The 19,684-nt window shown below is 61.9% G+C and carries 15 protein-coding genes; 7 read left to right on the top strand and 8 right to left on the bottom strand.

From position 1 onward, the window contains the following. Positions 1-249: 249 nt before the first annotated feature. From grxD to AC0QUY_RS10295, 4 genes are read left to right on the top strand one after another with little or no spacing between them, the layout of a single operon-like run. Complete coding sequence (gene grxD, locus AC0QUY_RS10310) at positions 250-588, top strand: Grx4 family monothiol glutaredoxin (protein WP_161853691.1); 339 nt, start codon at positions 250-252, stop codon at positions 586-588. Further along, a complete protein-coding gene (locus tag AC0QUY_RS10305) occupies positions 585-1,136 on the top strand; it encodes an O-acetyl-ADP-ribose deacetylase (protein WP_161856602.1) in 552 nt (183 codons plus the stop codon). The genes grxD and AC0QUY_RS10305 overlap by 4 nt, the downstream gene beginning before the upstream one ends. A gap of 47 nt (positions 1,137-1,183) precedes the next feature. Continuing rightward, entirely contained in the window at positions 1,184-2,464 is a 1,281-nt protein-coding gene (locus AC0QUY_RS10300) for a serine hydrolase domain-containing protein (RefSeq protein WP_161853692.1), read from the top strand. Continuing rightward, on the top strand, positions 2,445-3,749 hold the full coding sequence (locus AC0QUY_RS10295) for a serine hydrolase domain-containing protein (protein WP_475386757.1): 1,305 nt from the start codon (positions 2,445-2,447) through the stop codon (positions 3,747-3,749). Before AC0QUY_RS10300 ends, AC0QUY_RS10295 begins: the two co-directional genes overlap by 20 nt. A 12-nt stretch (positions 3,750-3,761) precedes the next feature. Here AC0QUY_RS10295 and AC0QUY_RS10290 read toward each other — a convergent pair whose 3' ends face one another. Then, positions 3,762-5,174 (bottom strand): GH1 family beta-glucosidase, encoded by a 1,413-nt coding sequence (locus tag AC0QUY_RS10290; RefSeq protein WP_475386756.1) that lies wholly within the window; start codon positions 5,172-5,174, stop codon positions 3,762-3,764. A gap of 58 nt (positions 5,175-5,232) precedes the next feature. Here AC0QUY_RS10290 and AC0QUY_RS10285 point away from each other — a divergent pair, with 58 nt between their 5' ends. Next, positions 5,233-5,532, top strand: coding sequence for a hypothetical protein (locus tag AC0QUY_RS10285; protein ID WP_246738789.1), 300 nt, complete (start codon positions 5,233-5,235; stop codon positions 5,530-5,532). Next, a complete protein-coding gene (locus AC0QUY_RS10280; RefSeq protein ID WP_475386810.1) occupies positions 5,441-7,036 on the top strand; it encodes a glycoside hydrolase family 17 protein in 1,596 nt (531 codons plus the stop codon). The genes AC0QUY_RS10285 and AC0QUY_RS10280 overlap by 92 nt, the downstream gene beginning before the upstream one ends. Positions 7,037-7,067: 31 nt before the next feature. On the opposite strand, the gene AC0QUY_RS10275 is transcribed toward AC0QUY_RS10280, so the two are convergent. From AC0QUY_RS10275 to AC0QUY_RS10260, 4 genes are all read right to left on the bottom strand, one after another. Next, positions 7,068-8,138: a threonine aldolase family protein gene (locus AC0QUY_RS10275; RefSeq protein ID WP_161853695.1), complete on the bottom strand. Its 1,071-nt coding sequence runs from the start codon at positions 8,136-8,138 to the stop codon at positions 7,068-7,070. A 182-nt stretch (positions 8,139-8,320) separates the two neighbouring features. Next, positions 8,321-8,938, bottom strand: a complete 618-nt coding sequence (rpsD, locus tag AC0QUY_RS10270) for a 30S ribosomal protein S4 (RefSeq protein ID WP_065750309.1) — start codon at positions 8,936-8,938, stop codon at positions 8,321-8,323. Between the two features lie 285 nt (positions 8,939-9,223). Continuing rightward, on the bottom strand, positions 9,224-10,003 hold the full coding sequence (locus AC0QUY_RS10265; protein ID WP_475386755.1) for an acyltransferase: 780 nt from the start codon (positions 10,001-10,003) through the stop codon (positions 9,224-9,226). A gap of 192 nt (positions 10,004-10,195) precedes the next feature. Then, a complete protein-coding gene (locus AC0QUY_RS10260) occupies positions 10,196-10,975 on the bottom strand; it encodes an HpcH/HpaI aldolase family protein (protein WP_475386754.1) in 780 nt (259 codons plus the stop codon). Between the two features lie 247 nt (positions 10,976-11,222). Between AC0QUY_RS10260 and AC0QUY_RS10255 the strand changes: the two genes are divergently transcribed. Continuing rightward, positions 11,223-11,690, top strand: coding sequence for a GlcG/HbpS family heme-binding protein (locus AC0QUY_RS10255; RefSeq protein WP_475386753.1), 468 nt, complete (start codon positions 11,223-11,225; stop codon positions 11,688-11,690). A 120-nt stretch (positions 11,691-11,810) separates the two neighbouring features. Here AC0QUY_RS10255 and AC0QUY_RS10250 read toward each other — a convergent pair whose 3' ends face one another. The 3 genes from AC0QUY_RS10250 to purB all read right to left on the bottom strand — a co-directional run bounded on the left by AC0QUY_RS10250 (position 11,811) and on the right by purB (position 19,565). Then, positions 11,811-15,998, bottom strand: a complete 4,188-nt coding sequence (locus tag AC0QUY_RS10250; protein ID WP_475386752.1) for a LuxR C-terminal-related transcriptional regulator — start codon at positions 15,996-15,998, stop codon at positions 11,811-11,813. 1,187 nt (positions 15,999-17,185) lie between these two features. After that, positions 17,186-17,974: a glutamate racemase gene (gene murI, locus AC0QUY_RS10245; RefSeq protein WP_161853700.1), complete on the bottom strand. Its 789-nt coding sequence runs from the start codon at positions 17,972-17,974 to the stop codon at positions 17,186-17,188. Positions 17,975-18,257: 283 nt separating this feature from the next. Then, positions 18,258-19,565 carry an adenylosuccinate lyase gene (purB, locus tag AC0QUY_RS10240; RefSeq protein WP_475386751.1) on the bottom strand — a complete coding sequence of 436 codons (1,308 nt, stop codon included), beginning with the start codon at positions 19,563-19,565 and terminating at the stop codon, positions 18,258-18,260. Positions 19,566-19,684 lie beyond the last annotated feature (119 nt).

Genomic DNA, 19,684 nt, shown 5'->3' with positions numbered 1-19,684 from the left:
TTGGGCAGTCCGTCCTACATAGGAGTTCCCCTCCGGGAAAAAAGCCTTCCACCCCCTACGATGTTAATGTTGTCGCACATGGGCGGCGGCTGCCTTGAACCGCTCCGATCCGGCCCCGCGCATGCCAGCTCTTCGGCATTTTACTTTGGATGAACAACGGTTTGGGCTACATATAGGACCGGTAACCGGGTTACATGGTCGGCCCAACGGGTGAAGCCGCAGGGGGCTGTGCCCTAAAAGGAAGCGAATATGAGCATCGAGCAATTTATCGACAACGAGGTGAAGTCGAACGACGTCGTGCTGTTCATGAAGGGCACGCCGCAGTTTCCGCAGTGCGGCTTCTCCGGCCAGGTGGTCCAGATCCTCGACCACGTCGGCGTCGGCTACAAGGGCCTGAACGTCCTGGAATCCGCCGAGCTTCGCAACGGCATCAAGGAATATTCCAACTGGCCGACCATTCCGCAGCTCTACGTCAAGGGCGAGTTCATCGGCGGCTGCGATATCATCCGCGAGATGTTCCAGGCCGGTGAATTGCAGCAGCTCTTTGCCGACAAGGGCGTCACCGTCAACGCAGCGGCCTCCGCCTGAGCGCGTCAGCGCGCCAGGTCGGCCAGGCGCGGCTCGAAGTCATCGTTGCCGACATTACCAGCTTGCGCGTTGACGCCATCGTCAACGCGGCGAACTCGTCGCTGCTTGGCGGGGGTGGTGTCGATGGCGCTATTCATCGCGCCGCGGGGCCGGAACTCGTCGCCGAATGCCGAACGCTCCACGGCTGCAAGACCGGCGATGCCAAGATCACCAAGGGCTATCGGCTCAAGGCCAAGCACGTGATCCACACGGTTGGGCCGGTGTGGAACGGCGGCACACTCGGCGAGGACGACCTGCTTGCTTCCTGTTATCGCCGCTCGATGGAGCTGTGCCAAAAGCACGGGCTCGCATCAGTCGCCTTTCCCGCGATTTCTACCGGCATCTATCGGTTTCCTGCCGACCGCGCCGCCGGTATTGCGCTCTCCACCGTGGTTGACGCGCTGACGGCGGCGCCGCTTGTCACAAAAGTCGTCTTCTGCTGCTTTTCCCCTGACAGCGGCAGGCTTCACGAAGAGGCAATGACCGCCTTCGGCAGCCCTTGTCCCTGATCGTGCCTCCGCTACACTCCCCCGTGAGTTCCGGGGAGAGGGGTCCAATGAATTCACGCCAAATCCTGCGCGCGCTAGCCGCTGGCGCGCTGATGCTAGCGGCATCGCCGGTTCGCGCCGAAGGCACTTTCGACATTCCAGCCGGCGCGCGCTTCAACCAGGACAAGCTCGCGAAGATCACTGAGTTCTTCAAGAACGAGGTGGCGACCGGCAAGATCGCCGGCGCCAACGTCCTGATCCAGCAGCACGGCAAGCCGGTCTATCACGAGACCTTCGGCGTGCAGGACGTGGTGTCCAAGGCGCCGATCACGGACAAGACGATCTTCCGCCTGTCTTCGCTGACCAAGGCGATCACCTCTGTCGTGGCGATGCAGTTGGTCCAGGACGGCAAGATCAAGCTCGACGATCCCGTCTCGAAATACATTCCCTCCTTCGCGAATATGAAAGTTGGCGTGGAGAAAAAGGCCGAGGACGGCACCAAGACGCTCGAACTGGTGCCGCTGGCGCGGCCGATCACTGTCCTCGACCTTTTTCGTCATACCTCTGGCATCACCTACGGCTTCTACGGCGACAGCCTGGTCCGCAAGGCCTACAAGGAGGCCAACCTCTACGCGGGCGAATTCGACCTAGCCGAATTCGCCGAGCGGATCGCCAAGCTGCCGCTGCACAACCAGCCGGGAGCGCTCTGGCAATACGGACATTCCACCGACATCCTGGCGCGGATCATGGAGATCGTGTCTGGAAAATCATTGCTAGAGCTCGAGAAGGAAAAGCTGCTCGATCCGCTCGGCATGGTCGATACCGGCTTCTTCGTCACCGAACCGGAGAGGCTGCAACGGCTCGCCCAGCCGCTGCCGAACGACAGTGATTTCCGCGTCGGCCGTCTATACAGGACCGAGGTTCGCCAAAAATGGGAATCTGCCAGCGGCGGCATGGTTTCGACCATGTCGGATTTTTCGAAATTTGCGCAGATGTTGACCAATGGCGGCACGTTCGAGGGCAAGACTTATCTTTCGCCGAAGACGTTCGAACTGATGACGTCGGACCACGCCGGCAAGGATTCTGGCGTCGCGCGGGATCATTACTATTTTCCTGGTGACGGCTTCGGCATGGGGCTTGGACTTGCCGTGCGCACCGATCCCGGTAACGCCAAGCCGCCGCCGCCGGGATCGCTGGGCGAACTGAAATGGGACGGCGCCAGTGGCTGCTATATGGTGGTCGACCGCAAGCAGGATATGTTCTTCGTGGTGCTGGAGCAGACGCCGACGGAGCGCCAGCGCGTCCAGCGGACGCTGAAGCAGTTGGTCTATGAAGCGATGGAGAACTGACGCCGCCGCCGGGCGCTGCCTTGTCGCGGCGGCGCTCGCGGTGCTTTCTCTCGGCGGCTCGCCGCATGCGTTGCGGGCCGAACCGAAGGCGCCTGACGCGCCAACTTTCTCGCGCGAAGCGCTTGACCAGTTTGGCGACTACGTTCGCAGCGAGGTCACGGCCGGCAAAATTCCCGGCGCCGTCATGCTGATCCAGCAGCATGGCAAGTTGGTTGATCTCGAATGTTTCGGCGTGCGGGACCCGGCGACCGGCGCGCCGATGACGCCGGATACCATTTTCCAGATCTATTCGATGTCGAAGGCCGTCACCTCGGTTGCCGCGATGATGCTAGTCGACGACGGCAAGCTGGCCCTCGACGATCCCGTGTCGAAGTACATTCGCTCCTTTGCGGATGCAAAAGTCGGCGTCGATCTTTCCGATGAAGCAGGAAAATATCCGCTTAAGCTCGAGCCTCTGAAGCGCCCGATCACGATCAGGGATCTGCTGCGGCACACGTCGGGTATCACTTACGGCTTCTTCGGCGAAACCGCGGTGCAGAAACTCTATGCCGATCCCAAACTTTACGCTGGGGATTTCGACAACGCTGAATTTGCCGACCGGATCGCGATGCTGCCGCTCGCCGATCAACCGGCAACGCGTTGGAACTACAGCCATTCAACCGACGTGCTCGGACGTGTCGTCGAAGTGGCGTCGGGCCAGACGCTTTTTCAATTCGAGAAGCAGCGGCTGTTCGATCCGCTCGGCATGTCCGAGACAGCATACTATGTCCCAGATGAATCGAAGTGGGCACGCATCGCCCAGGCCTATCCCGTCGATCGTTTTCGGGTGGCCGGAATCAGGGATCCGGCATTGCCGCGGCGTTGGGAATCCGGCGGCGCGGGCCTGGTCTCGACGGCCGGGGACTACGCCCGCTTCCTGCAGATGCTGCTGAACGGCGGCGAACTGGACGGCAAGCGGTATCTCAAGCCCGAGACGGTTGCACTGATGACGTCGGATCAGATCGGGCCGGAGACCGGGATCCTTCACGATCCCTTCTATTTCCCGGGCCCGACCTCTGGCTTTGGCCTCGGCTTCGCGGTGCGAACCTCGCCGCCGCCGGGTACGACATGGCCGCTCGGCGAATACCGCTGGGACGGAGCGGGCGGCAGCTTCTATTTCGTCGATCCGAAGGACGACCTGCTCGTGGTCTTCATGGTGCAGGCCCCGACACAAGGCGGACGAATTCAACTGGCGCTGAAGACGATGATGTTTGAAGCGCTCGGCAAGGGTCAGCGCAAGGATTGACTCTTCGCTTGATTACGCCACGGCGTTTCGCGCGATCGTCTCGCGATAGAACGACGCGCTCAGCTTGGGCGTACGACGCTGCGTACCGAAGTCGACATGATAGAGGCCGAAGCGCTGTTCATATCCATCCGACCATTCGAAATTGTCCATCAGGCTCCACAGGAAATATCCGTGCACGGGCACGCCTTCTGATGTCGCGCGCTGCAACTGCGTCAAATAGTTGCGCAGGTACATGATGCGATCGACGTCATAGATGGTTCCGTCCGCAGCAGGCTCGTCGCTTCCCGACGTTCCGTTCTCGGTGATATAGATCGACTTCACGTTCCATAGCTTGGCCACATGACGTGGCACCCAGTACATCGTCTCGGGGCCAGGCCTGAGCCACGTCGCCTTCATGTGCGGGAACGATTTGGGAAATGGCGCCAGCGTGAAGCCGCGTTCGTTGTCGGCGGCAACGACGTAATGATCGGGCATATAGACATTGAGCCCGACAAAATCGATCGGGGAGGCGATGATGCGCAGATCCTCGGCGGTGTATTTCGGAGCATCTTTGCCAGCCTGCGCGAGATATGCATCGGTGTATTTTCCCTCGAGCATCACGGTCAGATAGCCGGCATTGAGCTCGCGCGTCGCCATTTCGGCGGCGCGGATGTTCGCAGGCGTTTCGATGGCCGGAATGCAGCTCACGGCATTCTCCGCCGGACCGACCCTGATTCCGGCCTGTCCATGAGCCCGGATCGCCTGAACCGCGAGACCGTGCCCCAGCGCAACGTTGTGCCGGACCTGCTTCACATCAGATGGGGATAGTTTGAGTCCTGGCGCATCAGCGCCAAACTCATGGCCGAGATGGACGAGGCGGGAGCATTCGTTGATGGTGAAGAAGTGCTTCACGCGGTCGCTTAGGCGACCCGTGACATGGGCTGCGTAATCCGCAAAGGCCTTGGAGGTGTCGCGCGAGGTCCAGCCGCCGAAGCGGTCCTGCAGCGGCTGCGGCAGGTCCCAGTGATAGAGGGTTGCAAACGGCTCGATGCCGTTCGCCAGCAACTCGTCGACTAGGCGGTTGTAGAAATCGAGGCCCTTTGGGTTCGGTGTGCCGACGCCTTCCGGGAACACGCGCGGCCATGCGATCGAGAATCGGTAGGCCTTCGCGCCCAGCGCCTTCATGAGCTGGATATCTTCCTTGTAGCGGCGATAGTGATCGGTCGCGGTGTCGCCATTGCCGCGATCAGCAATGGTGCCGGGCGTGTGGGAAAAACGGTCCCAGATCGAGGGGCCGCGGCCGTCCTCGTTCACGGCGCCCTCGACCTGATAGGCCGAGGTCGCCGTACCCCAGAGAAAACCGTTCGGAAAGCCGGAGGAGGGCCTTTGATTCTGTGTTCCGGTCGCTTGATCCGATTGAGCCAGACTGGACCTCGCCGACAGCATCGGCATTCCAAGCGCCGACCAGGCTGCAATTCGGCCAAATTGGCGCCGGGAAAATCGCGTGAACGGCATCATTTCACTCATCAAAGCGGGATCAATTTTGAGCAAACAAGGCTCACTTTTGAAGGAGCTGAATATCACCGTTTCCGTACTCTCGCGCAATTGTACACCCGGCAGGATCAGCGGGTCGACATGCCTGCCGCGCACGGTTAAACAGGCCCATCTATTCGTCTGTCAGGGGAGCAGGACCAATCGGCTTTCGTACGCCGCTGGCGCTTTTATTTCTATCGCTGGGCATCGTTGCTGCGGTGTGGTGGTGGCTGGCCACGCCGGTGGCGCTGACGCGCGCGCCGATCGATGACTCGGCGAAGCTGGAATGCGTTTCCTACGCGCCGTTCCGCAACGAGCAGACGCCGCACAATCCGACGCTCATCGTGAAGCCGGAGCAGATCGCGGAAGACTTGGCCGAACTCGCCAAGGTCTCCAAATGCATCCGCACCTATTCGATCGACAACGGGCTCGACAAGGTGCCCGAGCTTGCAGCAAAGGTCGGATTGAAGGTTCTGCTCGGAGTCTGGCTCGGACGCGATCGCGCCAAGAACGCTCAACTCTGCGACATTGCGATCTCGCTGGCGAAGGATCATCCCGGTACGGTCGCGGCGCTCATTGTCGGCAGCGAAGTGCTGCTGCGCGGCGACATGACGGTGGGCGACCTTCGTCAAACGATCCAGTCGGTCAAGCCACGCGTAAATGTGCCGGTGACGTATGCCGATGTCTGGGAATTCTGGCTGCGTTACCGCGAAGTCGGTGCCGATGTCGATTTCGTCACCGCCCATTTCCTGCCCTATTGGGAGGACGTTCCGCCGCGTGCCGAAGAGGCGGCCGCGCATGTGGACGACATGCGCAAGCAGGTGGTGGCAGCCTTTCCCGGCAAGGAGATCCTGATCGGCGAAACCGGTTGGCCAAGCTTTGGGCGGATGCGCGACGGCGCGCTGGCTTCGCGCGTCAACCAGGCACGTTTCATTTCCGAGATTCTCGAGCGGGCGAGACAGGACAATTTTCGCGTCAATTTTTTCGAAGCCTATGACGAGCCGTGGAAACGCCGCTGGGAAGGAACTGTGGGCGGCTATTGGGGGCTGTTCGACGGGACCGAACGCAAGCTGAAATATCCGGCAGGCGTAGCCATCAGCAACTATCCGTTCTGGAAGCTGCAGATGGCATGCGGGCTCTTTCTCTGCATAGGCATATTCGCGGTTGCCTTGATCACGCTGAAGCGCCGGCCAACGTCACCGCCATTGGCGTCGTGGGTGGCGGTTGCCATGTCCGCGACCGCCGGCGGAATCCTGCTGGGAATCGGCGCCGACAAGATGCTGCACGAAAGCTACGGGCTCGGCGGCTGGCTGGTTCAAGGCTTCATGCTGATGGTGGCCGTGATCGCGCCACTATTGTCCACCTACGTACTGATGTCGGGGCGGGCGCTTCCGTCATTTCTTGAAGTGCTGGGGCCGCCCAAGGGCCTCACTCCATTCTTCATGAGCAACATGCTGGGCGTCACGCTGATCGTGACGACGATTTTGGCCGCGCAGACCGCGCTCAGCCTGATCTTCGATGCGCGCTGGCGCGATTTCCCATTTGCTGCCCTGACCATGGCCGTAGTGCCGTTCTGGACATTGGCGTTTCTCAACGGAGCGAAATCCGGCGAGCGGCCGCTCTCGGAAGCCGTATTCGCCGGACTGTTTGCGCTGGCGGCGGTCTATGTCGTCTTCAACGAAGGGTTCGAGAACTGGCAGGCGATGTGGACCGGCGCGGTCTATGTCCTGCTCGCCAGCGCGCTGTGGCGCGCGCGCACGCCTGCCACAGCCTGAGCTCGGATCGGTTCACGGCCTGGGGCTGACGCTACTCACCCCCGCGTACGATCTCGCGCACGATACCGACCGTCTCCTCGATCATCGCTGCGCTGACGTCGAGATGCGTGCAGGCGCGGATGCGGCCGTCCATCATCGCGAGCAGCACGCCGCGCTTGCGCAAGGCTTCGACCAACTTGTCGCCGGCGATGCCGGCGCCGTCAGGCTTGAAGAACACCAGATTGGTCTCGGGCTCCTGCACTTTGATGCCGTTGATCTGCGACAGGCCCCGCGCCAGCGCCCGCGCATTGGCGTGATCGTCGGCGAGGCGGTCGACGTGATGGTCGAGCGCATAGACGCAGGCAGCTGCGCAAACGCCGGCCTGCCGCATCGAGCCGCCGAGGCGCTGCTTCCAGCGCCAGACGTCATCGATGAAGGCGCGCGAGCCCGCGATCACACCACCGATCGGCGCGCCGAGGCCTTTCGAGAAATCGATCCAGGCAGAATCCCAGCCTGCGGCCATGTCGCGCGCCGATATTTTGGTGGCGACGCAGGCGTTCAGCAGCCGCGCGCCGTCCATGTGGGTGATAAGCCCGTTCGTCTTGGCGATCTCGACCACTTCATCGAGCGCCGCCTTCTTCCAGATGGTGCCGCCGCCGATATTGGCGGTCTGCTCGACACTGACGACAGTCTGCGGCGGCTGGTAGCGCGAGCGCGGGTGCAGCGCCGCGCGGAATGTTTCCGGCGCGAACTGTCCATCGTCGCCCGGCAGCGGCGTGATCTGGAATCCGCCAAGTGCGGCATGCGCGCCACCTTCGCGGGCAATGATATGCGCGCTGGCATGCGCGAGAATTTCGTCGCCGGGCCGGCAATGGGCCAGCGTCGCCGCAACGTTGCACATGGTACCCGAGGGCATGAACACAGCGGCTTCCTTGCCGAGCAGGTCAGCCACGCGCTCGCACAGCAAGTTCACCGTCGGGTCGTCACCGATCTGCTCGTCACCGACCTCGGCCCGCGCCATCGCCTCGCGCATCGCTTGTGTGGGGCGCGTCTGCGTGTCCGACAGCAGGTTGATGCGGATGGGATCGGCGTTGGGATCGCGCGGGGCAGGGGTGTAGTGCATGGATTGCTCACAATTTTTGCATGGCCGGGCTTGTCCCGGCCATCCACGTCTTCTTTTGCCGCGGTGACAATAAAGGCGTTCATGCCCGGGACAAGCCCGGGCATGACGGAACAAGCATCTGCGCCAAACAAAAAGGCCCCGGCAAAACCGGGGCCTTTGATATCTCGGAACTCAAAAACCGATCAGCGCGAATAGAATTCGACGATCAGGTGCGGCTCCATCTGGACTGCGAACGGCACGTCCGACAGCGCCGGGATGCGGGTGAACTTCGCGGTCATCTTGGAGTGATCGGCTTCGATGAAGTCGGGCACGTCGCGCTCGCCGAGCTGGCTTGCTTCCAGGACGGGGGTGAGCTGCTTGGAGGATTCCTTGATCTCGACCACGTCGCCGGGCTTGAGCTTGTAGCTCGAAATATTGACGCGGCGGCCGTTCACCTTGATGTGGCCGTGGTTGATGAACTGACGCGCGGCGAACATGGTCGCCACGAATTTGGCGCGATAGACCACGGTGTCGAGACGGCGCTCGAGCAGGCCGATCAGGTTTTCACCGGTGTCGCCCTTCATCCGGCCGGCCTCGACATAGATGCCGTGGAACTGGCGCTCGGAAATGTTGGCGTAATAGCCCTTCAACTTCTGCTTGGCGCGGAGCTGGACGCCGAAGTCGGACAGCTTGCCCTTGCGGCGCTGGCCGTGCTGGCCGGGGCCGTATTCACGGCGGTTCACGGGGCTCTTCGGGCGGCCCCAGATGTTCTGGCCCATACGGCGATCGATCTTGTATTTCGCCTCACTGCGCTTTGTCATCGCGTCCTCTGCTTAAGAGTTTGAGTGTTGAGGAAACGCGCCCTCCTGTGCACCGGCATGGCCGGCGCCGACAGGTCCGCCTCGAAAGCTCGGGGAGGACCACGGGTCGCGAAACGCATCGCGGGCCGAAACCGGCCCGCGAGCAAGCGGGGTATTAGGGAGAAACCGCCGTTCTGTCAACGAAAACGGCTGTCATTCCGGGGCGATGCGAAGCATCGAACCCGGAATCTCGAGATTCCGGGGCCTGGTCCTGCGGACCATCCCGGAATGACCGCCAAGAGGCGGTCAGGTCGCGACCGCCCGGACCGGTTTGGGCTCGATTTGCTGCCGACTGGCCCGCAATTCAGCCGATATTTCGCCGTTCAGCACCTGTTCCAGCCGGTTCAGGGCCTTGGCCATCGGGGCCGCGTCGGTAACCCGGTGATCCCAGCGCAGGACGACATCGATGGTCTGGTCGGGCTTTTCCACCCCATAGCTCAGGACGAAGGGCCCGGGGCTGATGGCTTGGAGCTGGCCCGCCCCATAGGCGGCCACGGAGGTCACGCCAAAACTGCCGAAATAGTTGGCCCGCTGGCGGCCGAAATTCAGCCCGATCGCCCAGAACAGGCGGCGGAGGGGCAGCGGCAACCGGGTGGTTCGCAGGATCTTCCGGAACGCCGGCACCTCGTTGATCGGGGCCTTCTTGGCGTGTCGGATCAGTGCCTCGACCTCGGCAAGCGGCATTTCGTCGGGCGCAGCGACCTTTTGCGGCAGCACGCAATCCTGGCCGTCCTCGACCCGGGCGATTGCCACCATCGCGACGCTGCGCGGCAGCTCATAGAACGCAGGTCTCGGCCACTTGACGTAGAGGGTGCGCAGGATCGGCTCTTCCTTGGCCACCAGCGCGAACGCCTTGACGAAGATCGCGGCCCAGCCCGCCCGCTGGGCGGCCTGCGCGCGGGCTTCGTGCAGGGTGCGGATATGAAGCGGACGCGTCAGCGAAACAAAGGGAACGCGGATTGAGGCGTGCATGAGGTCGGCGACCAGGCGGCGCGGTAGTGTGATTTTTCGAATCGTTCCGCGCATCGTTCCGCTCGGGTTTCCGCAATAGAGAAATCAAATGACCGAAGGGCCGCTTATAGCCTGCCGGCCCTCATCTAGCACGAACAAGGCGTTTTGACGCCAGTAGGTTCTCGCGCCGAGCGGTCAGCCGGCGGGGCAGCTCGCAGGGCGACGTAAACTCCAAGGACTTTGAAGGGCTTGCCGCCATCTCAGCACCTATCGCCTGATCCCGTCAAAGCTCGCAGCAATGCCGCGCTGGAACAGCGACCAGTCAAAGCCGAGCGCCAGCGCGACATAGCCGCGGTCGATCATCCTGTTGGCCTGCTCGGCGGTACGCGCCACGCCGCCGATCGGCACGCCGCTCCTGAGGATGCCTTCCTCGGCCCGCTTCATCAGTTCCACGACTTCTGGATCGTCAGGCAGGCCGCGCTTGTTGATGGAGGTCGCAAGGTCGCCGGGACCGATCACCGCGAGGTCGATGCCCGATGTTGCCATGATCTCGTCGATGCGCTCGACCGCCTCGACATGCTCGATGGTGATCATGCAGATTATGTCATCGTCCGCGGTCGCCATGTATTCCGGCATCGACACGCCCCAGCGGAGTGGTGCGTGGAACGGGCCCCATAGCCGCTCGCCCTTCGGTGGATAGCGCACGCTGCGCACGGCCTTTTCGGCGTCTTCGCTGCTGCAGATCATCGGGAAGTTGATGCCGAGCGCGCCGAGGTCCATCGGCGCTTTCGCCAACCACGGCTCGTTGGCGGCAATCCGCACCATCGGCACGCAGGGCGTGCCCGCGGTGGCCGTGATCATCGCATGCGCCGAGCCGAGGTCGATAGGCCCGTGTTCGAGATCGACGATGATGAAGTCGATGCCCGAACGAGCCATGATCTGCACGGTCTGGATCGAGGGGATGGTCGCGATCGCGCCGAAGGTCGGGCGTCCCTCCCGCCATAGTTGGCGCAGACGGTTGAGCGGCGCAGGTTTTGCGGAGGTCAAGGCAGAAAACTCCCTCATCAAATGATTCGTTCAAAAATTCGGCGTTCGGTTTCATATGGATAAATCAGGCAGTTCGAAGCAGTCTTCGGAAATCGGACGGACGGCTGGCCGGCAATTGGGCTGAGCGTACACGCATGTCGAGCGCTTGGCTGGCCCTAACCAGGAGCTTTGCGGCATCATAGACCGGACATCGACGTTTCGTCCCGGTATAATCCCTTGCACAATAAACCCAGGGGAGGAGACAAAGATGAGGACAATACTGGTCGCTGCCGCACTTGCCGCCCTTACCGTCGGCGCATCTGCTCAAGACAAGCGCCCCGACTACGGCGCAGCGGTCAACGCCGCGGGCGCAAAGAAGATCGCAGCCGGCGTCGTCGCCGAATGTCAGAAAAACGGATGGAACGTGGCAGTCGCTGTCGTCGATAATCACGGTTTCCTCGTGTACTTCGAACGCATGGACAATACGCAGACGGCCAGCATGGACGTCGCCGTCGGCAAGGCGAAGGCTGCGGCGACCTATCGGCGCCCGACGCGCGTCTTCATGGAGACGATCAACAAGGGCGGGCCGGCCACGGCCACACTTCCCGGTATCTTCGCCTCGCCTGGCGGATTGCCGATCATGGTCGACGGCAAAGTCACTGGCGGCGTGGGAGTGAGCGGCGTCACCGGCGACCAGGATGAGCAATGCGCCAAGGCCGGCCTCGGGACTACATAAAAAAGTTGCATCCTGCGCACAGGCGTCGGCACGGTTCTGCTGTAACCGTGCCGCGCCTTCGTCCGCGCATCACGATGGGCAGCTCGCTGCGATCGTAGGGGGCTCCGCTGCCAACACTTTTCACGTAAGCAGTTCGTGGGGCGAATGTGCCACGGAATGGTGCCGACCGTTATTGTCGTGACTGGTCGCGTGTTCTTCCATAGCAGTTGAGCCCATCTCAAGGATTGCCGCCAGCTCGGCGCCGTGAAGAACGGGCGTATCGTTAAGCGCTTCTAGCTCAACGGTCGCGGTGGGGGTGGAAGGGGGTGCCTGATCTTTGAAGTGGAATGCCTGTTCGTGCCCAGCGCCGCTGGTCCCGAACGCGGGTTCGGCCGGCTGGGGGGCGGCCGTTGATGCCTTTGCAGAGGCCGAGTGTGACGGGTGCGGCGAGTTGCCATGGCCGCCACTATTACCCGGTGCGACGTCAGGTTCGACCGGCTCGACCGCTTCCACAGTGCTCGCGGATGCCTGATGTGAAGAGTGCGAGTTGTTGCCGTTGCCCGATGTGACGCCCGGTTCGGTTAATTCGCCGGCGGCCGATGCCATTGCAGAGGCCGAGTGTGAAGGGTGCGGCGAGTTGCCATGGCCGTCACTATTACCCGGTGCGACGCCACGTTCGACCGGCTCGGCCGCTTCCACAGTACTTGCTGATGCCTGATGTGAAGAGTGCGAGTTTTTGTGGACGCCGTTGCCCGATGTGACGCCCGGTTCGGTTAATTCGCCGGCCGCCGATGCCTTTGCAGAGGCCGAGTGTGAAGGGTGCGGCGAGTTGCCATGGCCGCCACCATTCCCCGGTGCGACGCCAGATTCGACGGGCTCGGCCGCTTCCACAGTACTTGCTGATGCCTGATGTGAAGAGTGCGAGTTGTTGTGGCCGACGCCGTTGCCCGATGTGACGCCCGGTTCGGTTAATTCGCCAGCCGCCGATGCCTTTGCAGAGGCAGAGTGCGAAGGGTGTGGCGAGTTGCCATGGCCGCCACTATTGCCCGGTGCGACGTCAGGTTCGACCGGCTCGGCCGCTTCCACAGTGCTTGCGGATGCCTGATGTGAAGAGTGCGAGTTTTTGTGGACGCCGTTGCCCGATGTGACGCCCGGTTCGGTTAGTTCGCCGGCCGCCGATGCCTTTGCAGAGGCCGAGTGTGAAGGGTGCGGCGAGTTGCCATGGCCGCCACCATTCCCCGGTGCGACGCCAGATTCGACGGGCTCGGCCGCTTCCACAATGCTTGCCGATGCCGAGTGTGAGGGGTGCGGCTTGTTGCCATGGCCGTCACTATTACCCGGTGCGACGCCACGTTCGACCGGCTCGGCCGCTTCCACAGTACTTGCTGATGCCTGATGTGAAGAGTGCGAGTTGTTGTGGCCGACGCCGTTGCCCGATGTGACGCCCGGTTCGGTTAATTCGCCGGCCGCCGATGCCTTTGCAGAGGCAGAGTGCGAAGGGTGTGGCGAGTTGCCATGGCCGCCACTATTGCCCGGTGCGACGTCACGTTCGACCGGCTCGGCCGCTTCCACGGTACTTGCGGATGCCTGATGTGAAGAGTGCGAGTTTTTGTGGACGCCGTTGCCCGATGTGACGCCCGGTTCGGTTAATTCGCCGGCCGCCGATGCCTTTGCAGAGGCAGAGTGCGAAGGGTGTGGCGAGTTGCCATGGCCGCCACTATTGCCCGGTGCGACGTCACGTTCGACCGGCTCGGCCGCTTCCACAGTGCTTGCGGATGCCTGATGTGAAGAGTGCGAGTTGTTGTGGCCGACGCCGTTGCCCGATGTGACGCCCGGTTCGGTTAGTTCGTCGGCCGCCGATGCCTTTGCAGAGACCGAGTGTGAAGGGTGCGATGAGTTGCCATGGCTGCCACTATTACCCGGTGCGACGTCAGGTTCGACGGACTCTGCGACTGCGACCGGGGCGGCGCTTTGCATCGCCAACTCGAGAATTTCAAACCCGGCGGTTGCAGGCGCCTTGCCATTCCCGGCTTCCTTAGCCCCAGTGCTTGCGTGGACCGGCTCCTTCTTGAAAGTGAGATTGTCCTCGGTCAGGACCGTCGCTTGGCTATGAGCAAGCTCGATTGATGATACGTGCACCGGCTCAGCAACCGCACCATCGTCGTCGCTCTCCTCGGTTGCATAAGTTGGATCGTCGCCGAAATTGATGAGCCTACTCGAAACGTTGGAACCGACCCGGTCTCGCTCGAAATGGAACCTCAATCCGTCGTCGGCAGGCATGGTCCAGATACCATCCGTTTCGACCGCGCTCTCGCTCGCATCCGTTTCAATGGCGGTGCCAGCCGTGAGAACGGTCCCATCGCTAGCAGCCGCCGCCAGCAACGCAGGATCGATTCCTTCCAAGACCGCCGCGCCAGCCGCCGCTTCCTGCTCGTAGACGAAATCCAACTCGGCAACGGACACAACTCCCTGCAAATGGATTTCCAGCAGGGCCGGATCGCCGATATCAAGGCTGCGATCCGTCGGATTCACATAGACGATCGTTTCATTGCTCGCGGGGTTGTAGATCCAGGCGAGGGTATGCGGCGGCACGGACTTGCTTGCTGACGTCAGGTGCAGGAACGCCAGAGCGCCGAAAGCCGCCAGGTTGATCTTGTCCTCTCCCGATGTGAAGTCGATGATAGTGTCGAACCGGGTAGAGTTGGAATCGATCGCTGAAAGATAGACAAAGATGTCATCATCCTTGCTGCCCGTCAGCCGGTCACCGTCATATCCGCCGATGATGGTATCGTTGCCGTTGTTGCCGTTGATGGTGTCGCTGCCGGATCCTCCGTAGATCGTGTCGTCTCCACCGGTACCCGCAATCGTATCGTTTTCCGACCCTCCGTAGATAACATCCACTAAGCCGGTGCGATTGAGGGTGTCGTCACCGGCGACGCCATGGATTATTTGGCCCGCGTCACCTTCTCCTGTGACGCTGTCCTGTCCAAACGCGAGCGGCAGACTGGAGTCGTGGACAACTGGCCCCGAAGCCGGGTTGTCGACATCGTTGGGATCTGCATGGCCGGCGCCATGAATGGTGATCGTCGCCACTTGTGTGGTGCCATCCATGGTGGCGATCGCGGATGCGTCGATCACGCCCGGGTCGAGCACCTGCACTGCGGCATGGGAGTTGTTGAGCGTGTAGATCCCCACGCCGGCGGCCGTCATGCTGAAGGCGCCATAGCCTCCACGACTCTTTATCGAATTCGAGGCAAACTCCAGCGGCGGGAACTGCTGCTGCGCCGTGGGGCTGCCGGTCTGATTAGTCGCTTGCAGCAGCGGCGAAATGAAAGGATGGGGCGTGCCGGATCCGATCGGGCCGTAACTTCTCCCGAAGTTGGAGAGGACGGCCTGCTCAGCCGCGTGCAACTCTTCCATTCTCGCCGCCGAGTGCGTGACTTGGTTCGCCTTAATTGGGGAGTCTCTCTGGGTGAGCGCGACCGTCTCGCCGGAATCTGCAACGATGACGTGCCGGAGGATCGCTTTCTTCCAGAGCTCAAATACGGAGTGCTCAAGATCCTTGTAGGCGGTGCTGTCCTCATCCAGGAAGGTGTTGTTCGCGTCCGACGCCTTGAGGTCGCTCGAAATTGCGAAGGCCAGGGCGGCAAGCGAGAGCGTGCCGAAGCCGGTGGATCGTTGCAACAACGCGATCGTGGCGAGCACGGTCCTATTACTGATTTCAAGCTTATGAAATATGTTGTAGAGGTGTACTTTGACTGTGCCTGGGGAAAGGTTCAGCTGGCGCGCAATCTCCTTGTTCGACAAACCTTCGGCCACTAGTCGTATGATTTCGCGCTCGCGGTGCGTGAGCACCCTCAGCATTTTTTCGATTTTGGCGCCGTATGCTTCCTTCCCGTTTGGCGAGAGGTCTTGGCGCGCAGTGGTGCGCTCCGTCATCAGCCTCAGGGAACGCAGAATGGTGTCGGGGTTTGCGTAGCTCGAAATTGCACTGCAAGCGCCGGCCGCGATTGCCGCAGTGAGATCGTCGTCTCCTTCGGGTTCGGCAAAGAACGCCAGCCGAGTGGGAAGATTCTCTGCTTTCGCAATGGCGAGGATCTCGGATACCTTCAGGTCAGGCAACGTGTTGGCTACGAGCGCAACGTCGGGTGTGAAATTCCGAATCGCATCGAGGCAGTTTGATCCGGAACTACACGACGCAACAATCTCAAAGTCGTCCTGAGCTGCGAATACCGACCTCAACCCCTGCAGAACGATTGGTTGTCGATCTGCGATCACCAGCCGGATGCAGCGCGTGAATGTTCCTTGGTCCAGGGACACATCTAACATAGACTTGGCCTCGCATGCCCAGCGGGGTGCCTTAATCCTCTTGCTATCCCAGCGCCAAGTCTAAATTGTCTGGCGCCGGCAGCCCGGGCTACCCGCCGCAATCTCCGAACCGGATAATTCATTGCGCAAAGGGAAGGCGAAAAAGCTGCCATCAGTTTGCGTCTTTGCGCTGCGAGATTCGTCCAATCCACTTAGAACTCTCAAATATGCGTTCAGGATGAACCTTTTTTGTATCCCACCGCAAGCCCGATTCTAGCTTGATCGACTAGACGCGAAATAGCCGATTGTGCATGTCGCAGTTGCATCTGGCAAGCTAATCACCCTGCACTGGTGTTGAACATTTCCCGCCTTGTCCGTATCTTGCGTTTATGGATCGCGAGCGGGAAGAATTGGCAGTCCATGAAAAGTTGGCGCGCTGTAGACAGCTTGCCAAACAATACGTTAGTGAACCAACGGCAACTCACCTTCGGGAATTAGAGGCAGAGTTACTGGCGCAGCTTCGTCGATTAGAGGAGCAGTAAGGCCCAGCCAAGCCGCGGCCTCTTGGTGGTGCTCCAACGCCGGGGCGGGCAGACCTGCCTCCGGGATGGGGGTGTTTGGGAAGACGGACACGGAGGTGGCCGTAGTACGCCGGCGTGACAGTTTGTTCCTAAATTGTCCGCGTAGTTCTACGAAGGCCCCAGGTCTCGGCAGATGTTCTTACCGGTGGACGCTGGCGAGCTGTGGCTCTGCTGCCTGATAATCCCGCCGCACGTTGGCGCCGCGATGGCCGCAAACCGAGCAGACGAATAGGGCCTCCAGATCAGACAGCCGCAGGCTCTCGGGCCAGCAGTCAGCGTCCATCACAACCGAATGCGAGCACTTGTTGTCGCCGCAGAACACATGCAGTCGGCGAGAGCCGGACTGCCGCATTTGCCCAAGGGTGATCGTCTGCTCGAGTAGCATGCGCGAAATTCTGCCAAGAGTCGCAGCCAGCCTGAATATGGCATCCGGCATAGATTGACTAAGTGGCACGGTCCGGGGGGCATCCGGAAAGGTGGCTCGGTGCCTCCTACCAGAAAGTCTTACAGTTTCGTGTGGAGGAAATTCTCGATGCCGCGAGAGTAATCGAGACCATCGCCGGTGCGTTCTCTACTTCAGCGGTGCCTTCTCGACTCTTCCTTTTTGATACATGCCCACAGGCGCCTTTATGCCAGGACGCGCCCGCCGAAAAACGGCATCAGTGCCTGGCTCAGCCTGTGTGGCCGCTGGGAGGTGAAGATCATCTCGGCCCCGGCGTCATCGCGTTGCCGGCCCGGTGATCCCAGCAGTTCGGATGCGCGCCGGGCGATGGCGGGGGCCGGATCGATCCAGTCGACCGGCCACGGCGCGAGCCGTGTCAGGCGGTCGAGCAGCAGCGGATAGTGGGTGCAGGCCAGCACGACGGTGTCGGTGCGGACAGCGCCATCTCCGACAAAGCAGGGGGCAAGCTCGGCGGCGATATCCTCGTCGCGGACGTCGTTGCCGCTGAGCGCGGATTCGGCGAGCGAGGCGAGCTCTGCCGATCCCACCAGCGTCACTTCGCAGCCTTGCGCGAAATCGTCGATCAGGCGCCTGGTATATTCGCGCTTGACCGTGCCCTTGGTGCCGAGCACCGACACGCGCTTGGTCCTCGAGCTGGCGCAGGCCGGCTTGATCGCAGGCACGGTGCCGACAAACGGCACGCTATAGGCGCTGCGCAGATGCGACATGACCAGCGTGGACGCGGTGTTGCAGGCGATCACCACCAGAACGGGGGCGTGGCGCGCGATCAGTTCGCCGACCAGCGGCACCACGCGGGCGATGATCTCTTCCTCGCTGTGATGGCCATAGGGAAAGAACGCGTCGTCGGCGACATAGACGTAGTGCGCCTCAGACCGGACCCGCACGATCTCGCGCAGCACCGTGAGGCCGCCAAGGCCGGAGTCGAAGACGAGGATTTTGGGCGGTGATGACACGCTGCGACCTTAGCCGATTTGCGGTTACCGTTAGGTTGCTTTGAGGGGGCCGACGGGGCATGCAGATTGTCGACGGCGAATACGACGATTTGGAGCCATTTAAATCGGCTTGGCAAGGCCGGAAAACTGCCGGGGGCGGGCCAGCCGGCGTACACCGGCAAGGTTCGACCAGTGTGCGAGAGAAGCCCTGCCAAGCGGTTGCATCGGTTGGAACTTCCCCCAATTGAGAATGCGGCTTAACGTTCATCGACGACGACGATTACGGCCTCGCCGACGCTTCCCGTCAGCTCTCGCCGAACACGCGCTTGAAGATCGTGTCGACGTGCTTGAAGTGATAGCCGAGGTCGAACTGCTCCTCGATTTCGGCATCGCTCAGGTGCTTCTTCACGTCCGGGTCTTTCTTCAGCAGCGTCTGGAAGTCGCCTTCGCCGCGCCACACCGGCATGGCGTTGCGCTGGACGTATTTGTAGGCGTCCTCGCGGCTGGCGCCCTTCTGCGTCAGCGCGATCAGGAGCCGCTGCGAATGCACGAGACCGCCGAGGCGGTCGAGGTTCTTCTGCATGTTGGCGGGATAGATCAACAGTTTCTCGATCAGCCCGGCAAGGCGCATCAGCGCGAAGTCGAGCGTCACGGTCGCGTCCGGCCCCATCATGCGCTCAGCCGAGGAGTGCGAGATGTCGCGCTCGTGCCAGAGGGCGACATTCTCCATCGCCGGCGTCACATAGGCGCGCACCATGCGCGAGAGGCCGGTCAGGTTTTCCGACAGCACCGGATTGCGCTTGTGCGGCATTGCCGACGAGCCCTTCTGGCCCTCGGAGAAGAATTCTTCGGCTTCAAGCACCTCGGTGCGCTGCAGATGGCGGATTTCGATCGACAGCCGTTCCACGGAAGAGGCGATCACGCCGAGCGTTGCAAAATACATCGCGTGGCGGTCGCGCGGGATTACCTGCGTCGAGATCGGCTCGGGCTCCAGCCCCATCGCCTTGGCGACGTGCTCTTCGACGCGCGGGTCGATCTGGGCAAAGGTGCCGACGGCACCCGAAATCGCGCAGGTCGCGACTTCCTTGCGGGCGGCGACGAGCCGCGCGCGGGCACGGGAGAACTCCGCATAGGCATAGGCGAGCTTGAGACCGAACGTCACCGGCTCGGCATGGATGCCATGGGAGCGCCCGATGGTCGGCGTCATCTTGTGCTCGAAGGCGCGCTTCTTCAGCGCGGCCAGGACCTTGTCGATATCGGATATCAGGATATCGGCGGCGCGGGTGAGCTGCACGTTGAGGCAGGTGTCGAGCACGTCGGAGGAGGTCATGCCCTGGTGGACGAAGCGCGCCTCGGGGCCGACGATTTCGGCGAGGTGGGTCAGGAAGGCGATGACGTCGTGCTTGGTCTCGCGCTCGATCTCGTCGATCCGGGCGACGTCGAAGGTGACGTTGCGCGCCTTGGCCCAGACGGTCTTCGCAGCTTCCTTCGGGATGACGCCAAGTTCCGCCTGCGCGTCCGCCGCATGCGCCTCGATCTCGAACCAGATCTTGAAGCGGGTCTGGGGCTCCCAGATCGAGGCCATTTCCGGGCGGGTGTAGCGGGGGATCATCGACGACTCCGGGCAGGTGGGGCGGGGCGCTTACAGGGCGGTCCCGGCCAAATGTTTTTTACGCTGCGCTTTAGCAAATCGTGCCGGAGGAGGCCACCCGTACGGGGCTGCGAGAGCGG

The sequence above is a fragment of the Bradyrhizobium sp. WYCCWR15520 genome, from assembly GCF_056174665.1.
This window is presented reverse-complemented; position numbering and strand designations above follow the sequence as displayed.